Source organism: Streptomyces griseosporeus (genome assembly GCF_014656055.1).
Lineage (GTDB): Bacteria > Actinomycetota > Actinomycetes > Streptomycetales > Streptomycetaceae > Streptomyces > Streptomyces griseosporeus.
The window spans coordinates 487,581-503,925 of record NZ_BNBR01000001.1 but is presented as its reverse complement, the minus strand read 5'-3'; the positions used below and the strand labels follow the sequence as shown (position 1 = coordinate 503,925).

The window sequence follows — 16,345 nt, the reverse complement described above, 5'->3', positions numbered from 1 at the left end:
TCCTTGGGGGGAACGTGAGCTGGACTCCGGGAGGCCTCCGGGGCTTCGGACGGCAGGCCCTGCGCGGGCTGTCCCAGGTGCTGTTCCGGACCGACGGCCGCACGGGCGCCCTGTTCTGCGTGGCGCTGTGCACCGTCGACTGGCGCTACGGCGCCTACGCGCTCGGCGGCGCCGCCCTCGGCACCGCCATCGCCCGCCTGCTGGGCACCACCCGCGAACGGGCCGGGTCCGGGCTCGACGGCCTCAACCCCGCCCTGTTCGCGCTCGGCTGCGCGGCGCTCCTCGGCCCGGCCCGGCCGGCCACGGCGCTGCTCGCCGCCGCGGGCTGCGTCGTCGTCACGATCGCCACAGCGGCCCTGAGCCGCCTGCTGTCCGTGTGGCAACTGCCCGCGCTGACCGCGCCGTTCTGTCTGGCCGCGACCGCACTGACGACGGCCGCCCCCGCCTTCGAACGCCTCCGCCCGCCCCCCGGCGGCACCCCGGCCCTCGCCGCCACCCCCGCCGCGCTGCCCCCGGACGTCATCGCTCAGGCCTTCTTCCACACCATCGCCCAGATCCTCTTCCTCGACCGCTGGTACGCCGGGGCGCTGCTGCTCGCCGCCCTCTTCCTGGCGAACCGCACGGCGGGCTGGGTGGCGTGCGCCGGCAGCGCGACCGGCGTCCTGACCGCCTGGGCACTGGGCGCCCCCACGGCGCGCGTCGCCGACGGCACCCTCGGCTGCAACGCGGTGCTCACCGCCCTCGCCCTGTGCGGCGCCCTCCTGCCGGCGACGCCGGCCACCCTGCCGTACGCGCTGCTCGGCGCGGCCACCGCGACGGCCGTGACCCCGGCCGTCGCCGCCCTGGCCGGCGGCCACGCCTTCACCTGGCCCTTCGTGCTGACGACGCTCGCCTTCCTGCTCGCCGCCCGGTCCTTCCCGCGCCTCACCGCCTCCCGGGGGCGGCGCCGCGGAAACCCGTTGGCCGTGCGGAGGCGGCTGCGCCTACCGTCGGCCCCATGACGGACGAGTGCTTCGCCCACCCGCGGCTCGCGGCCCTCTACGACGCCCTCGACCCCGACCGAGGCGACCTCGACCCCTATGTGCGCCTGGCCGAGGAGTCCGCGGCGCGGCGCGTGCTGGACATCGGCTGCGGGACCGGCGTGTTCGCCCTGCTGCTGGCGGAACGCGGGATCGACGTCGTCGGGGTCGACCCGGCCGCCGCCTCCCTCGACGTCGCCCGGGCCAAGCCCGGCGGGGAGCGCGTCCGCTGGATCCACGGGGACGCGACCGCGCTGCCGCCGCTCCGGGCGGACCTCGCGACGATGACGGCGAACGTCGCCCAGCACATCACCGATCCGCGGGCCTGGCGGCGGACCCTGCGCGCCGCCCACGCGGCACTGCGGCCCGGCGGGCGCCTGGTGTTCGAGACCCGGGACCCCGCCAGGCGCGCCTGGGAGCAGTGGAACCGCGCCTCCTCGTACGCCGTGACGGAGGTCCCCGGCGCCGGCGCGGTCGAGAGCTGGGTCGACGTCACGGAGGTCGACGGGCCTCTGGTGTCGTTCCGCTGGACGTACGTCTTCACGGCGGACGGACGGACGCTGACCTCCGACTCGACGCTGCGCTTCCGCGAACGGCACGAGATCGAGACGGACCTGGCCGCCGAGGGATACGTCCTGGAGGACGTCCGCGACGCACCCGACCGGCCGGGCAAGGAGTTCGTTTTCCTGGCGCGCCGCCCGTAGCGCTACCGGACTCCGGCTCTCGTCGACAGAACCACCCCCTCTCCTGACGGTCCGTCGGAAGAGTGGAGAGCGCTTACCGGGACCCCGGCGCGAGGGCAGGTTGTGTTCCGTGATCGAATACACGTACCTTTCCGGCCCATGAACATGACACGGAGAGCGATTCTCAAGGGCCTGGGCGCCGCGCCGTTCGTCGCGGCCGCAGGCAGCCTGCTGACCGCGACGAGCGCCGAGGCGGCCACGATCGACGCAAGTCAGTTCGCCCTCACCAGCAGAACCGGCAACAGCTACGGGCAGTTCGCCGACCTCAACGCCGGCCTGGCGACCAAGCTGACCAAGGTGGACGCGAGCGCCGTCCTCGCGGACACCAACCGCAGCGCCACCCGCCTCACCAGCGCCCCCAGCACCGTCGACGCCTTCGCCGCCGGCTTCACCTGGGAGAGCGGCGACCAGACCGTCGACTACTGGATCCCGCAGGGCGTCACCACCAGCGCCGACGCCTACGGCAGCGGCCTGTACCCGTCGAGCGGCGGCCGCAAGGCCGTCCTCGTCTCGTGGTACTTCGAGACCGACCCGGACGGCGACGGCGTCGACGAGTACCCGATCGACAAGGGCGTGCGCCTGTCCTTCGTCGACATGACCAACGCCTCCGCGCCGACCTACCGGCACGTCCTGCTGGTCGAGCCGGTCAAGACCGCCTCCGGCGAGTACTCCTTCAACCCCGTGCGCCGTCACGCCGGCGGCATCATGTGGTACGGCAACCTGCTGTACGTGGTCGACACCTACAAGGGTCTGCGGGTCTTCGACCTCAACACCATCTTCCAGGTCGCCACCGCCGAGAAGGACGTGTGCGGTCTGCACACCGACGGCCAGTACTACGGGTACTCCTACCAGTACGTCCTGCCGCAGAGCGCCGCCTACGACAACGCCGGCAAGTACCTGCGCTACAGCGCCATCGGCCTCGACCGCGCCAGCAGCCCCGACTCCCTCGTCGTCAGCGAGTACTCGGTCTCCGGCACCGTCGACTACACCGACGGCACCTACAACGGCACCGGCGCCCCCACCACCACGCCCAAGGTGGTCCGCTGGAACCTCGACTACACCAACCGGCAGATCTCCTCGCCGACCGCCTCCGAGGCCGTGACGGTCGGACAGCAGAAGATCCAGGGCGTGGTCTCCCAGAGCAGCAAGCACTACCTCGCCACGAGCAACGGCTCCTCGGCGGGAGCGCTGCGCACGTTCACCTCCGGCGCCTCGACCGCGAGTTACGTGTGCGACCTGGCCGTCGGCTGCGAGGACCTCAGCTTCCACAGCAGCGCCGCGTCCGGCTGGGCGTACAGCGAGAACGTGATCTGGAACCTCAGCGAGTACGCCGGCAAGCGGTACGTGTACGCCGTCCACGCGGACGGCTCGTAACCACCTGCCATCGCGCCCCGGCGGACGGCCTCTTGTCTGCCGGGGCACGATGAGAGGGATCAGCGGTTGATCATGTCGCGCGTCTGGGCGTACACGGTCGCGTCCGTCAGCAGGCCCGTGTGGCTCAGGCAGGCGGTCCGGGTGTTGGTCGCGCCGGACAGCGCGACGGAGCTGTCCGGGTTGATGACGGTGTCGCAGGGCGACCACCAGGTGGCGTAACGGGCCGAACCCGGCGTCTCGTCACCGGAGTTGAGAGCGGCGAGGAATTCGGAGCCGATCCGCATCTCGGTACACGACGTGTCCAGGCAGGAGTTCGCGCTGTCCGTGCCGTGGTTCGGGCCGCCCAGCGACACCCAGGCGTCGACCCGGGCGGTTCCGTCGAGGTTCTTCAGGTAGTAGCGGGAGGAGAGCCCTCCCATGGAGTGGCTGACGATGTCGACCTTGGCGGCGCCGGTGGCCGTGAGGAGACGGTCGATCTCGGCGGAGAGCTGCTGGGCCGTCGTGACGTTCGACTGACGCCAGTCATAGGACCACTGGTCGAGGTAGGAGGCGGGCCAGCCATCGGCTCGGAAGCGGTCCGCCATGGTGTTCCAGTTGCTCGCGTCACCGGTGTAGCCGTGCACGAACAGCACAGGGTTGCTGGTCGAGTTGAAGGTGGAGCCGCTCGCGGCCTGGGCGGGGAGGGACACCTGTACGGCGAGCAGGGCACCGGCCGCCGCGGCGGCCGCGGCGGCAAGGGTCTTCTTCACGTGGGGACTCCGGGGGTGGGGTCGGGGACGGCGCTCGTCGGCGCGTTCTGACGGGGGCAGCGCTGGGGCTTCCCGGGTCACGGGAGCTGGGCCTGCGGGCCTGCGGGGCATGCCGAGGTGCGGTCTGCCGGACCGCTGGGGGACGGGGGCAGCCGTGTCAGTGAGGGTGGCGCGAGAGTACTGACCGGTAGGTATCGGAGGTCAAGAGGCGTGCACGAGAAAGAGGTGCGGCCCTTGGCCCTGTGTGCGCGTACGGCCCGCCCGGGCGGGCGCGCGAAGGCGCCCGGTCCGTCACACCCCCGTGGTGCCGGCCCGAGCGCCCGTCCCGCGGCCCCTCATGCGTCGTTGTGCGGAAGGCGGCCGGCCTTCCCCCGTCCCGCCGCCCTGCCCTGTGCCCTCGTCCAGCCCCGTTCCCTTGTCCTGCCCTATGCCGCCGTCGTGTCCCCGGCCGCCCCGGAGGTGAGGTGCCGCGCGGCCTCCTCCGCGGTGTAGGCGGAGGCGAAGGTGAACGCCCGCGGTGACGGGCCGTTCGCGCGCAGGTCGGCCAGCCGCTCCATCGCCTCGTCGAGGGTCGGGAGATGGCCGGCGGGAACCCACCAGAGGACCAGGTGCGCCTCGACGTGCCGCTCGAACCATTCGCGGCGCCGCCGCATCGCGTCCAGGTGTCCGCTGCGGTAGGTGAAGTCCCACAGTGCCTGCCGGGACTCCCACACCGACAGCGTGACGATGACGTCCTCGCCCGCCGGACGCATGCCGGTGGCGTCACTCGCGCCCTCCTCCGCGAGCCGCCACACGAATCCGGGCGCGGCGTCGGCGCTCGCGTTGACCGGGTCGAGCAGCTCGACGAACGACGCCGTGTGCGGGTCGTCGAGGGGGTGGAGCAGCTTGGCGACGTTGAACTGGGCGAAGTGGAAGGCGTGTTGGGGTGCGGTCATGACCACATCCCAGCACGCCCCCGGTTTCTATGTCAATGCTCGTTGTTTTTAGAAGCTTCGAGGACCACGCAGCACTCTCCCGGCCGGGCGTCCATACGGGCGCGGACGGGACCGTCCGTGCCGAGAAGTCCCTCCAGCAGCGCGAGGTTCATGCCGCAGACGAGCGGCGGGAAGCGTTCGGCGACCGCGTGGAAGGGGCAGTTGCGCAGCCGTACGACACGCTCCGTCGCTCCGGGCGCCTCCTCGGTGTCGTCAGACGCGCCCGCCGCGTACGGCTCGTATCCGCGCGTGGCGAGCAGCCTCATGGCCTCGTCGAGGTCCCCGCAGGGCGCCGTCGAGTCGCGCAGGGCCGCGCCCCGGCGGCGTGCGGCGGCCGTCAGGCCGGTGTCGAGTCCGGCCTCCTCGGCGGCCTCGGCGAGCAGTTCGGCGGCGGTGCGGTAGTCGCGGGCCGGCAGTGACACCGTCCGCTCCTCCCGCGCCCGCGTGTACACCTTGGCGGGTCGGCCCGCCCCGGGCCCGGACCGCCCGGTCAGACGGCGGCTGCCGCTCTCCAGCAGTCCGGCCTCGGCCAGCTTGTCCAGGTGGTGGGCGGCGAGGGTACGGGTGACCCCGGCCGCGTCGGCCGCCTCGTTACGGCCGACCTCGCGGCCCTGCGCCGCCACGTACTCGTACAGGCGGCGCCGCACCGGGTCCTGCAGTGCCGCGATCGCGTCGATGTCCTCCATCGGGCCATTCTAGGAACAACGCGGATTGGAGATAGAAGGCGCGGATCATCCGGCACCGGCCGTCGGCCCGATCGCAGCCGCTCCGGTGCCGACGCGCGGCATCACCCCGGCAGATGGGTGTGGAGACGGACCGTGGTGCCCGCTTCCGGAGTGGAGCGGATCTCGACGATGTCGCACAGCTGGTGCACGAGCCACAGGCCCCGGCCGCCGACCTGGCTGTGGTCGGGCCTGGACCGTCCCAGCAGGGGGTCGTCGATGTAGCCGGCGTCGCGGAACTCGCACACCATCCGGTGATCCTCGCTCCACGTGCGCAGCACGCCCCGGCCTCCGCCGTGCCGGATGCTGTTGCTGGCCACTTCGGTGGCGGCCAGATGCAGCTCGCGCAGCCGGCGACCGTTCAGGCCGTGCTGCTGGGCGCAGGCCGCGATCTTCTCGCGCAGCGCGGACAGGTCACCCTGGGTGTAGACGAACTCGTCGTACGGATCGCAGGGGTGGGTCAGCGGAGCGAAGGCGAACGGAGCCTGCGGGTCGTAGTCCTGCGACGGGCTGGTGCCGTCGGCGGTACGGATCTCCGGGTGGCAGCGGGCCATCTCACGCACCGCGGCCGACTCGCCGGCGGTGTCGTAGGGGCACAGCAGCCACCAGGCCGGACCGTCGGCGAACGCCTTGTTGAGGAGCCATTCGTGATACCGCAGTTGCTCCACCTCGGGGCGGCTGCGGGCCTCCTCCCAGGGCGACTCGCCGATGCCACGCACCGGACGCCCCTGGGACGTGTGCTCCCTGATCCACTCCTGCCAGGCTCCGATGAGCCGGCCGGGGTGGCGCGCCACGCCGGTGGTGTCGACATAGCGGACGGCCTTGTGCTCGGGCAGCTCGGCGCGCAACAGGGCGGCCTTGCGGTGGGGGACAGCCACGACCACGGCTTCGTCACCGTCGAGGGCGTCCTGGATGAACCCCAGGGTGCCCTCCAGGAACTCGTCCGGACCCGAGTACGGGTACAGCTCGTGCCGGTACCCGGTCCGGGGCTCGGGTGAGGGGACAGCGGGGCGGGACGGCGAGCTCACGGCGCCATCACCACCGGAACCGCGGGCGCGGCGAAGCCGGACAGCTCCCAGGCCAGCCGTACGGTGTCGTTGGTCCCTTCCAGGACGACCTTGCGGTCCGGGAGCAGCCGGGCCGCGTCGGCCAGCGCGCTCATTCCCGCCGCGTCGAAGAACTCCAGGTCACGGCAGAGCAGACGCACGGTCGCCGTCTGCGCAAGCAGCGTACGCAGGATGGCCCCGAACGCCGCGGCACCGTCGCTGTCGATGACCCCGTCCACGGTCCAGCCGTCCTTTCCCGTCCGGTACACCTGAAACGCCGGTGACGCCGGACGGCTGCCCAGGTGGTGGGGATGCACACACCTGACCTGTTCCAGTGTAGATGCGTCCCAGTCGGCACCGCTGTACGCGCACACCACCAGAGCCCCGCTGTCGGCGGCGAACTCCTCCAGATCGAGCTCACTGCGCAACAACCGCTCCGGCTCTCCGGCGCCGGTGCCGGGTGTCACATGGTGGAGCACCCGCAGGGAACGGAAGCCCTCCCGCCCGGCGCTCGCCGCCTCGCGGCGCACCGCGGCGAGGAGGGAGCCGCCCGTCCGGGACGGGTCGAGCACCATCGGGGCGAACTCGCTGCCGGCGGTGACCGCCGATCCGACGATCACGACCTTGTCCCCGAAGAGTGCCCCGTCCGCGACGAAGGCCCTGCTTCGGTCCATGACGTCGTCGGCGGGCCCCAGCAACTGGCATACGTGGTCGCCAGAGCCGATCTCGTCGAGTGTCGCCAGAGTGTGTGCCGCTCTCACCGGTCCCTCCCGTTCCTGCGCATGCCCACCTTACTGACATGCATGTCCGCGAACCCGGCACGGGGTGCCAGGCAACGTCCGGCTCTTCGACGCGGCGCCCTCGGGGCGACCGGCCGGGTTCCGTCGGCCACCGGGGTGAAGTGCCTGAGTCGCGTGAGGTCGCCGCCGCCCGCGTGGAAGGTATCGGTGCCGGGTGGGGTGCCGCACACAGCCGGCCTTCCTTTCGAAGACGACGAGTGGAGAACCATGGGACACGGCGGAAACGTCATCGAGGAACTGACGGCGGACCACCGGGAGGTGGAGGAACTCTTCGCGCAGATCGAAGCGCTGCCCGGGGCGGACGAACGGCGACGCGAACTGGCGGACCGGCTCACCATGGAACTGGTCCGGCACTCGGTGGCCGAGGAGCAGTACCTGTACCCGACGGTACGCCGGTACGTCGACGGGGGAGACGACCTCGCCGACCAGGAGATCACCGAGCACGGCGAAGTCGAGCGCATGCTCAAGGAGCTGGAGGACTGCCGGCCCGGCGACGGTCGCTTCGACACGCTGATCCTGCGGCTGAAGAACGCCGTCGCGGGCCACGTCAGCGACGAGGAGAACCGGGTCTTCCCGATGCTGGCCGACGTCTGCTCCGCCGACGCCTTGCGGGAGCTGGGCGACAAGGTCCGCACGGCCAAGCAGCACGCGCCCACCCGGCCGCACCCGTCCGCGCCGGACACCCCGCCCGCCAACAAACTCCTCGCACCCGGTGCCGGCCTGGTCGACCGCCTGCGCGACATGCTCACCGGCCGCGGAAAGCAGGGCTGAGGCAGCCGGCGTCACGGCACGCCGCCGCGGCACGGCGTGCCGGCCCCGGGCGGTCACGCGGCCGGCGCGACGCGTCGGCCGCCCGTCACACCAGCCAGCGCCCCTCGCGCATCAGCCGGCGGCCGGACAGTTCGTTCTCCTCACGCCAGGCCTGGACATGCCGGGGGACGATGCGGAACCAGCGGTACGGCGTCGCCAGGGTGCGCGGGTCGAACCCGGTGCGTACGGCGAACCGGTCGCCCCGCTCCCTCGGCAGCGCGTCCATCTCCAGCACGTCGGCCACCTCGCCGTCGATCACCGACACGTCGCGGGTATGGCCCAGCGCCAGGCGCGCCACCCGGGTGCCGGCCAGGTTCCGGCCGGTGGGGCTGTCCGCGGGCGTCGCCACCAGCAGCGCCTCGCCGTCCCAGTCGAACGACAGCGGCACCAGGTACGGCACGCCGTCCGCCGAGGCGCTCGCCACCCACACGTCGACGTCGTGGGCGAGGCGCCCCTCGGTGTCGCGCCGACGCCGGGCACGGGAACGGGGTTCCGGACCCGCCGGAGCCGCAGGGGTGTCCTTGTGCGCGGTGGGAGGCGTCGTCGTCATGGTCGTTCCTCTCGGTCGTGGGTCCTGGCCGCAGCCTCTCCCGGACCGGTCGCCCACCGCCTCCGTGCCGGCCACGGAAACCGCCACGGAGTCCGCCACGGAAACCGACGCGAGGCCCACGACGGACACCGCCACGACCGATAATGATCGCGTGTCCACTCCAGTGATCTCCGCCCGGGAAGCCGACGTTCTCGCCCTGCTGGGGGAGCACCTGAGCAACGCGGAGATCGCCGCCCGGCTGTTCATCTCCGTACGCACCGTCGAGTCGCACGTCTCCTCCCTGCTGCGCAAGCTCGCGCTGCCCGACCGGCGGGCGCTCGCCCGGCACGCGGCCGAGGCCGACAGCGGGACCGGCCGGGCACGCTCGGCGCCCGCGCTGCCGGCGCCGCTGACGTCGTTCGTCGGACGGGTGCGCGAGCGCGGGGACCTGGCCGAGGCGGTGAAGGCGAACCGGCTGGTGACGCTGACCGGCCCGGGCGGTGTCGGCAAGACCCGCCTGGCGCTGGCCGTCGCGGCGGACACGGCGGACGACTTCGCCGACGGGGTGTGGTTCGCCGACCTCGTGCCGGTCACCGAACCGGGCCGGGTCGGGGCCGCGGTCGCCGCCGCCGTCGGGGTGGGCGAGCAGCCCGGGCGCGACCTCGACGACGCCGTGTCCGCCGCGCTCGCGGACCGGCGGGCGCTGCTCGTGCTGGACAACTGCGAGCACGTCCGCGACGGCGTCGCGCCGTTCCTGGAGCGGCTGCTGGCGGCTTGCCCGCGGCTGCGCGTCCTCGTGACGAGCCGGGCCCGCCTCATGGTCCCCTTCGAACGCGTCTTCCCCCTGCCGCCGCTGTCCCGGGACGGCGGCGACGACTCCGAGGCGGTCGCCCTGTTCATGGAGCGGGCCGCGGCCGTCGGCCTGCCGCCCGGTCCGGCCGACGGCGAGGGCGTCGTCGCCGTCTGCGAACGCCTCGGCGGCGTGGCCCTCGCCATCGAACTGGCCGCCGCGCGCTGGGCCACGCTCGGTCTGGACGGCCTCGCCGCCGGTCTCGCCGACCCGCTGCGGATCCTGACCGGCGGAACCCGCGCCGACGACCGGCACCGCTCGGTGCGGGCGGTGCTCGACTGGAGCCATGACCTGCTGCCACCGCACGACCGGGCCCTGCTGCGCAGGGTGTCGGTGTTCGTCGCGCCGTTCACCGCCGAGGCGGCGGTCGGCGTCGCCGGCTTCCCGCCCCTGGACCCGGCAGCCGTCGTCGACGGGCTCGGCAGACTCGCCGAGCAGAGCCTGCTCGCCGTGACCCCGTCCCCGGCCGGCGGGACGCGGTACCACGCGCTGGAGACCATCCGTCAGTACGGCGCGGAACGGCTCGCCGACGCCGGCGAACTGACCGACGTACGGTCCCGGCACGTCACGTGGTGCCTGACGGCGGCTTCGGCTCTCCGCGAGACCTCCGGCGCGCACTGGCGGGCCCGGTTCGACGCCGTGGCGGACGATCTGCGCGCGGCCCTCACCTGGACCGCCGGCCGTCCCGAACGCCGCGCGGACGCCCACCGCCTCGCCGTGTCCCTCGCCGACCTGGCCTTCTCCCGCACCTTGCTCGGCGAGAGCCAGCAGCGGTACGAGCAGGCGGCCGCCCTGACGGACGCCCCGGCCCTGGCCGCCGAGTCGCTGCGGCAGGCCGCCGCCGTGGCCGGGTGCCGTATGTGCGGCGACGACATGTTCCGCCTGCATCGCGCGGCCGCCGAGGCCGCCGCCCGGGCCGGGGACGACGCCGGCGCGGCACGCGACCTGGCGGAGGCCGCCACCAACGCATACCGCTTCTCCAGCACCTTCGCGCGGATACCAGGCCGGCAGGAGGTGACCGACCTGCTCGCGGCGGCGCGGACGCTGCCCGCCACCGGCGACCCGGGCGCCGAGGCGGCCGTCGCGCTGGCCGAGGCGGCGGTGATCGCGGACGCGTACGGCGCGGTCCAGGGAGCGGTGGACAACACCACCGAGGAGACCGTCCGCCGCGCCGAACGGGCCGTCGGCCTCGCACGCCGCGCACACGACCCCGTTGCCGAGTCGGCGGCGCTCGACGCGCTCTGTGGCGCCCGCACCTGGGCGGGCGACCCCTCCGGCGCGGCATCCGCCGCCCGCCGCCGGCTCGACGTCCTGAGCCCGCTGCCGTCCGGCCCGGCCGCCGCGCGCGAGCTGCTGGACGCCCTGGGCATGGCCGCCGCGAGCGCCGTCGGCGTCGGCCGGCTGCCGGAGGCCCGGCAGTGGGGCGCCCGGCTCGCCGGCCATCCGCTGCTGGCCGAGGTGGGGCACCACACCAGGTCCTGGCTATTGGTCGTGGACGCGCTCGGGGGCCGGGGCGACGACGTGCTCGCCGCCGGTGCGCACTTCCTCGACGCGTGGGAACGGGGCGGCCGTCCGCGCTCGTACCACCTCGGCCCCGCCGCCGCGTCGGTCGCCATGATCCACGGCCTGCGCGGCGACCACGACGCCCGGGCGGCCTGGCGCGCGGTCGTCGACGAGGCGGGCAACGAGCCCGAGCACCGTCGCGGCTACGGCGCGGTCTTCGACGCCATGGTCCTCCTCCACCACGGCGACCCGGACGCGGCCCTGGAGCGGGTCGCGCCGGAGCCCGAGCAGGTGTGGAAGTGGGTGTCCTGGGTCTGGCTGCACTGGTACGTGGCCCTGCGGGCGGAGGCGGCCGTCCTCGCCGGACACCCGGAGGCCCCGGCCCGGATCGCCGCCGCCCGGACCGTGGTCGCCGGGAACCCGGTCGCCACCGCCCAGGTCGACCGCGCGCAGGCGCTGCTCGACGGCGACCTGCCGGGACAACTGGCCACCGCGGCGGCGTTCGAGAAGGCCGGCTGCCCCTACCAGGCGGCGCGCACCCTGCTCCTCGCCGGCGGTGAGCACACCGCCACCGGTCACACGGCCCTCACAGCCCTCGGCCTCGCGCCGCGCCCGACGGCCTGACCGGCCTCACCTCGACACGCCCTAGCCCACCGCCCGCTTCACCAGCTCCGTGATCCGCGCCTCCACCTCGGGCGTCACCTCGGTCAGCGCGAACGCTGTGGGCCACATCGCGCCCTCGTCCAGCCGGGCCGCGTCGTTGAAGCCCAGCGTCGCGTACCGCGCCTTGAACTTCGCCGCGCTCTGGAAGAAGCAGACGACCTTGCCGTCCAGCGCGTACGCGGGCATGCCGTACCAGAGCTTCGGCGCGAGCACCGGGGCCGCGGCCGTGACGAGGGCGTGGACCCGCTCGGCCAGGACCCGGTCGGAGCCCTCCAGCTCGGCGATCTTCGCCAGCACGTCCCGCTCCGCCTCCGCCGCCTTCTCGGCGGCCGACCCCCGCCGCGCCGCCTTCTTCTGCTCCGCCGCGTGGTCCTTCATCGCGGCCCGCTCCTCGGCCGTGAACCCCTCGTACGTGCTCTTGCGCGTGCCGGCCATGGTGGGCACTCCTGTCCGTCGTAGGTCGCGACCGGGATCCCGTACCGGGCCCGATCGCCGTGGTCACAGCATCGCGTCCGGAGCCACGGAGCGCCTCCGTGGTCACCACGGAAACCTCCACGGAGAACGACCCGCGGGACGAGCCCCGACCGGCGACGCCGCCGCGGCCTTGGACTCCCGCCTCCTCGACGGGATCAGCCCCGCCGCACGGCGACCGTCCCGTCCCGGCCCGGGGCGGCGACGATCCACGCCCGGCCCGGCGCCGTCCGCAGCACCACCGCGTCCGCCGCCACCCGCCACCGCCCGGGCGGCAGCGACAGCTCGGTCACCCGCGGGCCGTACCGCGCCGCCCGGTAGACGAGCCGGTACACGCCGGCCTCCGGGTCGTACGACGCCGACCGCACCGTGCCGGCCACGCTCGGCGCGTACGGCTCGGCGGTCAGCTCCTTGTGCGGGCGGAAGGCACCCGAGCCGTCCACGGCGCAGTATCCGCCGCCGTAGCACCACACATAGCCGGCCCAGCCCGAGGTGTACCGGCTCAGGGACGCCATCGCGTCGCGGTAGAAGCGGCCCATGCCCGGCAGGGAGCTGTCCGGCGGACCCCACTCGCCGACCACCACCGGCACGCCGTACCGCCGCGGGTACTCGACCACCGCCTGCTCGTACGCCTCGATCCAGCCCGCACCGGGGTCGTAGTCCGCGCCCGCCTCCATGGCCGTGTTGTAGAAGTGCGGGGCGTAGACCACCTTGGGGTCGTCCACGCGCCCGAGTCCGGTCGGCACGCCCTCGCCCACCACGGGGGTGGGCTCGACGAACAGCCACGCGTCGCGGTCGGCCGAACGGATCGCGTCCGCGAGGCGGTTGTACATCGGCGTGAGCTGCTCGCGCTCGATGCGGCGGGCGGCCGCCGGCAGGTCCTCGCCCTCGTGCGGCTCGCCCATCGGCTCGTTGATCAGGTCGTAGCCGAACACGGCCGGGTGGCCGGCGACATGCCGGGCGAGCACCCGCCACGCCTCGGCCTGGGCGCGCCGCAGGTCCGCGTCCTCGTAGAGATGCGTGAACGCGCGCTGGACGGCGGGCTCGAAGTACTCGGCGAACCAGTCGTCCGGGTGCGGGGTGAACGGCAGCCCGTCGGTCCGGGTCGCCCAGGCCGGCACCCCGCGGTGCCCGAACGCCGGTCCGAAGACGTCCTGGTGGGCGTCGATCAGCACCCGCACGTCGTAGCGGGCGGCCCAGTCCAGCACGCGGTCGATCTTCCTCAGGTACCCGGCGCTGTACCGGCCCGGCTCGGGCTCCAGGTCGTCCCAGAACACCAGCAGGCGCGCGAAGCCGAAGCCGTGCGCGCGCAGGTCGCGGAAGTGCCGTTCGGTGACGGCCGACAGGGCCGCCTCGCCGCGGTGCGTCTTGTCCTCGACGTTCCAGCCGCGCAGCGTCAGCTCACGCCCCTGCCGGTCGGTGAGACGGGGTATCGCCCCGGCGTCGGGCGGCACGGAAGCGGGCGGCACGGAGACGGTCGGGGCGGAGGCGGCCGGGACGGCGGGCGGCGCCGATCCGGCCGTCGGGACCGGGACGAGCAGGGCAGCGGCCGTCAGCGCGGCCGTCAGGGCGGTTCGCAGCACGAGCACCCTCCAGGAGGCGGAATGTGACATTCCCTCACTTTTTCTCGCCGGAGGTATTCCCCTCGCGGCTACCGGCCAGTACATACCGGGGGTAACCACACGTCCAGGAGGTGTCATGAGACGCTCCCGGTACCGACTGCGCCGGCTCGCCGGCGCGGCCGCCGCCGTTCTCGCCGCGACGGCCGCGGCCGTACCCGCCACCGCGTCCGCCGCGACCGGCGCCGAGACACGGGCGGCGGCCTCCGCCCCGCTGCCGCCCGCGCTGGAGGCGGTCCGGGCCAGGGAGGCCACCGCGCTCTACGGCGACCCCGCCGAACGCCCGCTCGCCGAGCGGAAGACCGCGCTGATCTCCCTCGGCGACAGCGAGATCTCCGGCGAGGGCGTCGGCACGTACGAACCGCCCACCAACGGCCCCTCGAACTGGTGCCACCGCTCACCCGACGCCGCGATCCACCGCACCGGCATCGCCGCCGACCTCACCTACAACGTGGCCTGCTCCGGCGCCTCCACCGCCAACATCCGCATCGGCGGCACACCCCAGTACGCCGACGAGCTGCTCCAGAGCGACAGCCTCGCCGTGAAGGCCCGCACCACCCGGATCAAGATGGTGCTGCTCGTCGTCGGCGCCAACGACGACCTCCAGTTCGGCCCCGTCATGACCGACTGCGTCGAGCGCTACCTGCTCCTGCAGGGCCCGTGCGCACCGAAGTACGCCCCCGGCTGGCAGGCCCGCGTCGACGGCCTGGTCCCGAAGGTCGAGCAGACCGTCCGCGACCTGAAGTCCGTGATGCGCGAGGCCGGTTACACCGACGGCGACTACAAACTCGTCGTGATGAGCTACCCGAGCCCCATCGGCCCGGACTTCCGCGACAACCCCGCCTTCCCCGGCAAGCTCGCCTGCGGCGGACTCGGCTACGACTCCGACACCGTCTGGGGCCGCGACACCGCCGTACCCGCCTTCGAACGCGGCATCCGCCGGGCCGCCGCCGACACCGGAGCCTTGTACCTGGACAACTCCCGCCTCTTCCACGGCCACGAGGTCTGCATGGAGGACACCTGGGCCCGCGGCCTGTACATCGACCTGTCCAAGCCCGGCCTGCCGGACGAGAACTCCGTCCGCCAGTCCTTCCACCCCAACGTCCGCGGCCACGCCGCCTTCGCGTCCTGCCTCACCCAGTTCTACGCCTCCGGCCTGCGCGAGGCCTCCTGCGCGGACGTCGCCTCCGCGGGCCGGCCGACGCTCTTCCCGTACGCCTGGGACGACGTCTACCGGCCCGTGCGCAACCAGGCGACCGGCGGCTGCATGGACGTCAGCGGCTCCGCCAGCGCCGACGGCACCGCCGTCCTCGGCTGGGACTGCGCCGGCACCCGCAACCAGCAGTGGTGGTACGACACGTCCCGGCAGACCTTCCACACCCAGCTCACCCAGGACCGCTGCCTGGACGTCCCCGGCGCCCAGTACCGGGACGGCACCGCGCTGATCGTCTGGAACTGCTCCGGCGCGGCCAACCAGGCGTTCCTCCGGGACGGCGCCACGATCCGCCCGGCGGCCGCCCCCGCGCTCTGCCTCGCCCACGCCGCCCCGCGCGAACCGCTGCGGTTGCGGACCTGCGACGGCTCGGCCGGCCAGCGCTTCCTGTCGTGACCGGCCGGCGCGCCGTGTGATCAATGCGGCGCGCCGGGGTACACGAGGCTCCATGTCACTGGTGCTGCAAGCGGGCGGTTGGGGCCTGCTGGCCGGCTCGGCGCTGCTCCTCGGAGCGGCGTGGGGATACGGGGTACGCGTCCCGCAGAAGGTCATCGCCCTGGTGATGGCCTTCGGGGCCGGCGTGCTGCTGTCCGCGGTCTCCTTCGAACTGGTCGGCGAGGCCTACGAACAGGGCGGCCTCGGCCCCGCCGCCCTGGGAACACTGGCCGGGGCCGCGGCCTACACGCTCGGCAACCTGTGGCTGGCGCGCCGCGGCGCACGCCACCGCAAGCGCTCCGGCCACGCCGAGACGCACCGCCAGCCGTCCGAGCAGGAACAGGGCGGCTCGGGCATGGCACTGGCGCTGGGAGCGCTGCTCGACGGCGTCCCCGAGTCGGCGGTGATCGGCGTCGGCCTGCTCGACGGCGGCACCGTCAGCTTCGTCACGGTCGCGGCGGTCTTCCTCAGCAACATCCCGGAAGGACTGTCCAGTTCCGCGGGCATGCGCCGGGCCGGGCGCGGCCGGGGATACGTCTTCGGCGTCTGGGGAGCGATCGCCGCCGCCAGCACCCTGTCCGCGGTCCTCGGCTACACCGTCGTCGGGAACTTCTCGCCCGCGGTGGTCGCCGCCGTGACCGCCGTGGCCGCCGGCGCGATCCTCACCATGATCGCCGACACGATGATCCCGGAGGCCTTCGAGGAGGCCCACCTCGCGACCGGACTGGTCACCGTCGCCGGCTTCCTGCTGTCCTTCGCGCTGTCCCACGCCTGACCGGCCCGCCCGGGACACGCATAGGAGGCCCGGTTGTGTGGCACTGGGCC

General features: G+C 73.7%; 15 protein-coding genes. 7 read left to right on the top strand and 8 right to left on the bottom strand.

The genetic code is table 11. The annotated features are described in order from the left end of the window. Nucleotides 1–14: 14 nt before the first annotated feature. From IE308_RS02265 to IE308_RS02255, 3 genes are all read left to right on the top strand, one after another. Nucleotides 15–1,001 carry an urea transporter gene (locus tag IE308_RS02265; protein WP_229908671.1) on the top strand — a complete coding sequence of 329 codons (987 nt, stop codon included), beginning with the start codon at nt 15–17 and terminating at the stop codon, nt 999–1,001. Continuing rightward, a complete protein-coding gene (locus tag IE308_RS02260) occupies nt 998–1,723 on the top strand; it encodes a class I SAM-dependent methyltransferase (RefSeq protein WP_190216355.1) in 726 nt (241 codons plus the stop codon). Before IE308_RS02265 ends, IE308_RS02260 begins: the two co-directional genes overlap by 4 nt. 138 nt (nt 1,724–1,861) lie before the next feature. Continuing rightward, nucleotides 1,862–3,136: a hypothetical protein gene (locus IE308_RS02255; protein WP_110634953.1), complete on the top strand. Its 1,275-nt coding sequence runs from the start codon at nt 1,862–1,864 to the stop codon at nt 3,134–3,136. Between the two features lie 59 nt (nt 3,137–3,195). Here the strand turns inward: IE308_RS02255 and IE308_RS02250 are convergent, their stop codons facing one another. The 5 genes from IE308_RS02250 to IE308_RS02230 all read right to left on the bottom strand — a co-directional run bounded on the left by IE308_RS02250 (nt 3,196) and on the right by IE308_RS02230 (nt 7,388). Then, nucleotides 3,196–3,885 carry an esterase/lipase family protein gene (locus IE308_RS02250; protein ID WP_229908670.1) on the bottom strand — a complete coding sequence of 230 codons (690 nt, stop codon included), beginning with the start codon at nt 3,883–3,885 and terminating at the stop codon, nt 3,196–3,198. 425 nt (nt 3,886–4,310) lie between these two features. Further along, nucleotides 4,311–4,820, bottom strand: a complete 510-nt coding sequence (locus IE308_RS02245; protein WP_190216353.1) for a DUF3291 domain-containing protein — start codon at nt 4,818–4,820, stop codon at nt 4,311–4,313. A gap of 32 nt (nt 4,821–4,852) precedes the next feature. Next, nucleotides 4,853–5,545, bottom strand: coding sequence for a helix-turn-helix transcriptional regulator (locus IE308_RS02240; protein ID WP_190216352.1), 693 nt, complete (start codon nt 5,543–5,545; stop codon nt 4,853–4,855). A 101-nt stretch (nt 5,546–5,646) separates the two neighbouring features. Next, entirely contained in the window at nt 5,647–6,609 is a 963-nt protein-coding gene (locus tag IE308_RS02235) for an anti-sigma factor RsbA family regulatory protein (RefSeq protein WP_229908669.1), read from the bottom strand. Beyond that, nucleotides 6,606–7,388: an MEDS domain-containing protein gene (locus IE308_RS02230; protein ID WP_190216351.1), complete on the bottom strand. Its 783-nt coding sequence runs from the start codon at nt 7,386–7,388 to the stop codon at nt 6,606–6,608. Before IE308_RS02230 ends, IE308_RS02235 begins: the two co-directional genes overlap by 4 nt. Before the next feature lie 246 nt (nt 7,389–7,634). Here IE308_RS02230 and IE308_RS02225 point away from each other — a divergent pair, with 246 nt between their 5' ends. Beyond that, nucleotides 7,635–8,198 carry a hemerythrin domain-containing protein gene (locus IE308_RS02225; protein WP_190216350.1) on the top strand — a complete coding sequence of 188 codons (564 nt, stop codon included), beginning with the start codon at nt 7,635–7,637 and terminating at the stop codon, nt 8,196–8,198. An 85-nt stretch (nt 8,199–8,283) separates the two neighbouring features. Here IE308_RS02225 and IE308_RS02220 read toward each other — a convergent pair whose 3' ends face one another. Beyond that, complete coding sequence (locus IE308_RS02220) at nt 8,284–8,787, bottom strand: pyridoxamine 5'-phosphate oxidase family protein (RefSeq protein WP_190216349.1); 504 nt, start codon at nt 8,785–8,787, stop codon at nt 8,284–8,286. A gap of 151 nt (nt 8,788–8,938) precedes the next feature. On the opposite strand from IE308_RS02220, the gene IE308_RS02215 reads away from it, so the two are divergent. Continuing rightward, nucleotides 8,939–11,743 (top strand): ATP-binding protein, encoded by a 2,805-nt coding sequence (locus IE308_RS02215; RefSeq protein WP_229908668.1) that lies wholly within the window; start codon nt 8,939–8,941, stop codon nt 11,741–11,743. A gap of 21 nt (nt 11,744–11,764) precedes the next feature. Here the strand turns inward: IE308_RS02215 and IE308_RS02210 are convergent, their stop codons facing one another. Together IE308_RS02210 and IE308_RS02205 are read right to left on the bottom strand one after the other, a co-directional pair. Continuing rightward, nucleotides 11,765–12,217: an iron chaperone gene (locus tag IE308_RS02210; RefSeq protein WP_110634973.1), complete on the bottom strand. Its 453-nt coding sequence runs from the start codon at nt 12,215–12,217 to the stop codon at nt 11,765–11,767. A 194-nt stretch (nt 12,218–12,411) separates the two neighbouring features. Continuing rightward, the gene (locus IE308_RS02205) at nt 12,412–13,833 is read right to left on the bottom strand and encodes a cellulase family glycosylhydrolase (protein ID WP_373314480.1); all 1,422 of its coding nucleotides are present in this window, start codon (nt 13,831–13,833) and stop codon (nt 12,412–12,414) included. A 118-nt stretch (nt 13,834–13,951) separates the two neighbouring features. Here IE308_RS02205 and IE308_RS02200 point away from each other — a divergent pair, with 118 nt between their 5' ends. Both IE308_RS02200 and IE308_RS02195 read left to right on the top strand, forming a co-directional pair. Then, nucleotides 13,952–15,481 (top strand): ricin-type beta-trefoil lectin domain protein, encoded by a 1,530-nt coding sequence (locus IE308_RS02200; protein WP_190216346.1) that lies wholly within the window; start codon nt 13,952–13,954, stop codon nt 15,479–15,481. A gap of 52 nt (nt 15,482–15,533) precedes the next feature. Further along, nucleotides 15,534–16,295, top strand: coding sequence for a ZIP family metal transporter (locus IE308_RS02195; RefSeq protein WP_190216345.1), 762 nt, complete (start codon nt 15,534–15,536; stop codon nt 16,293–16,295). Nucleotides 16,296–16,345 lie beyond the last annotated feature (50 nt).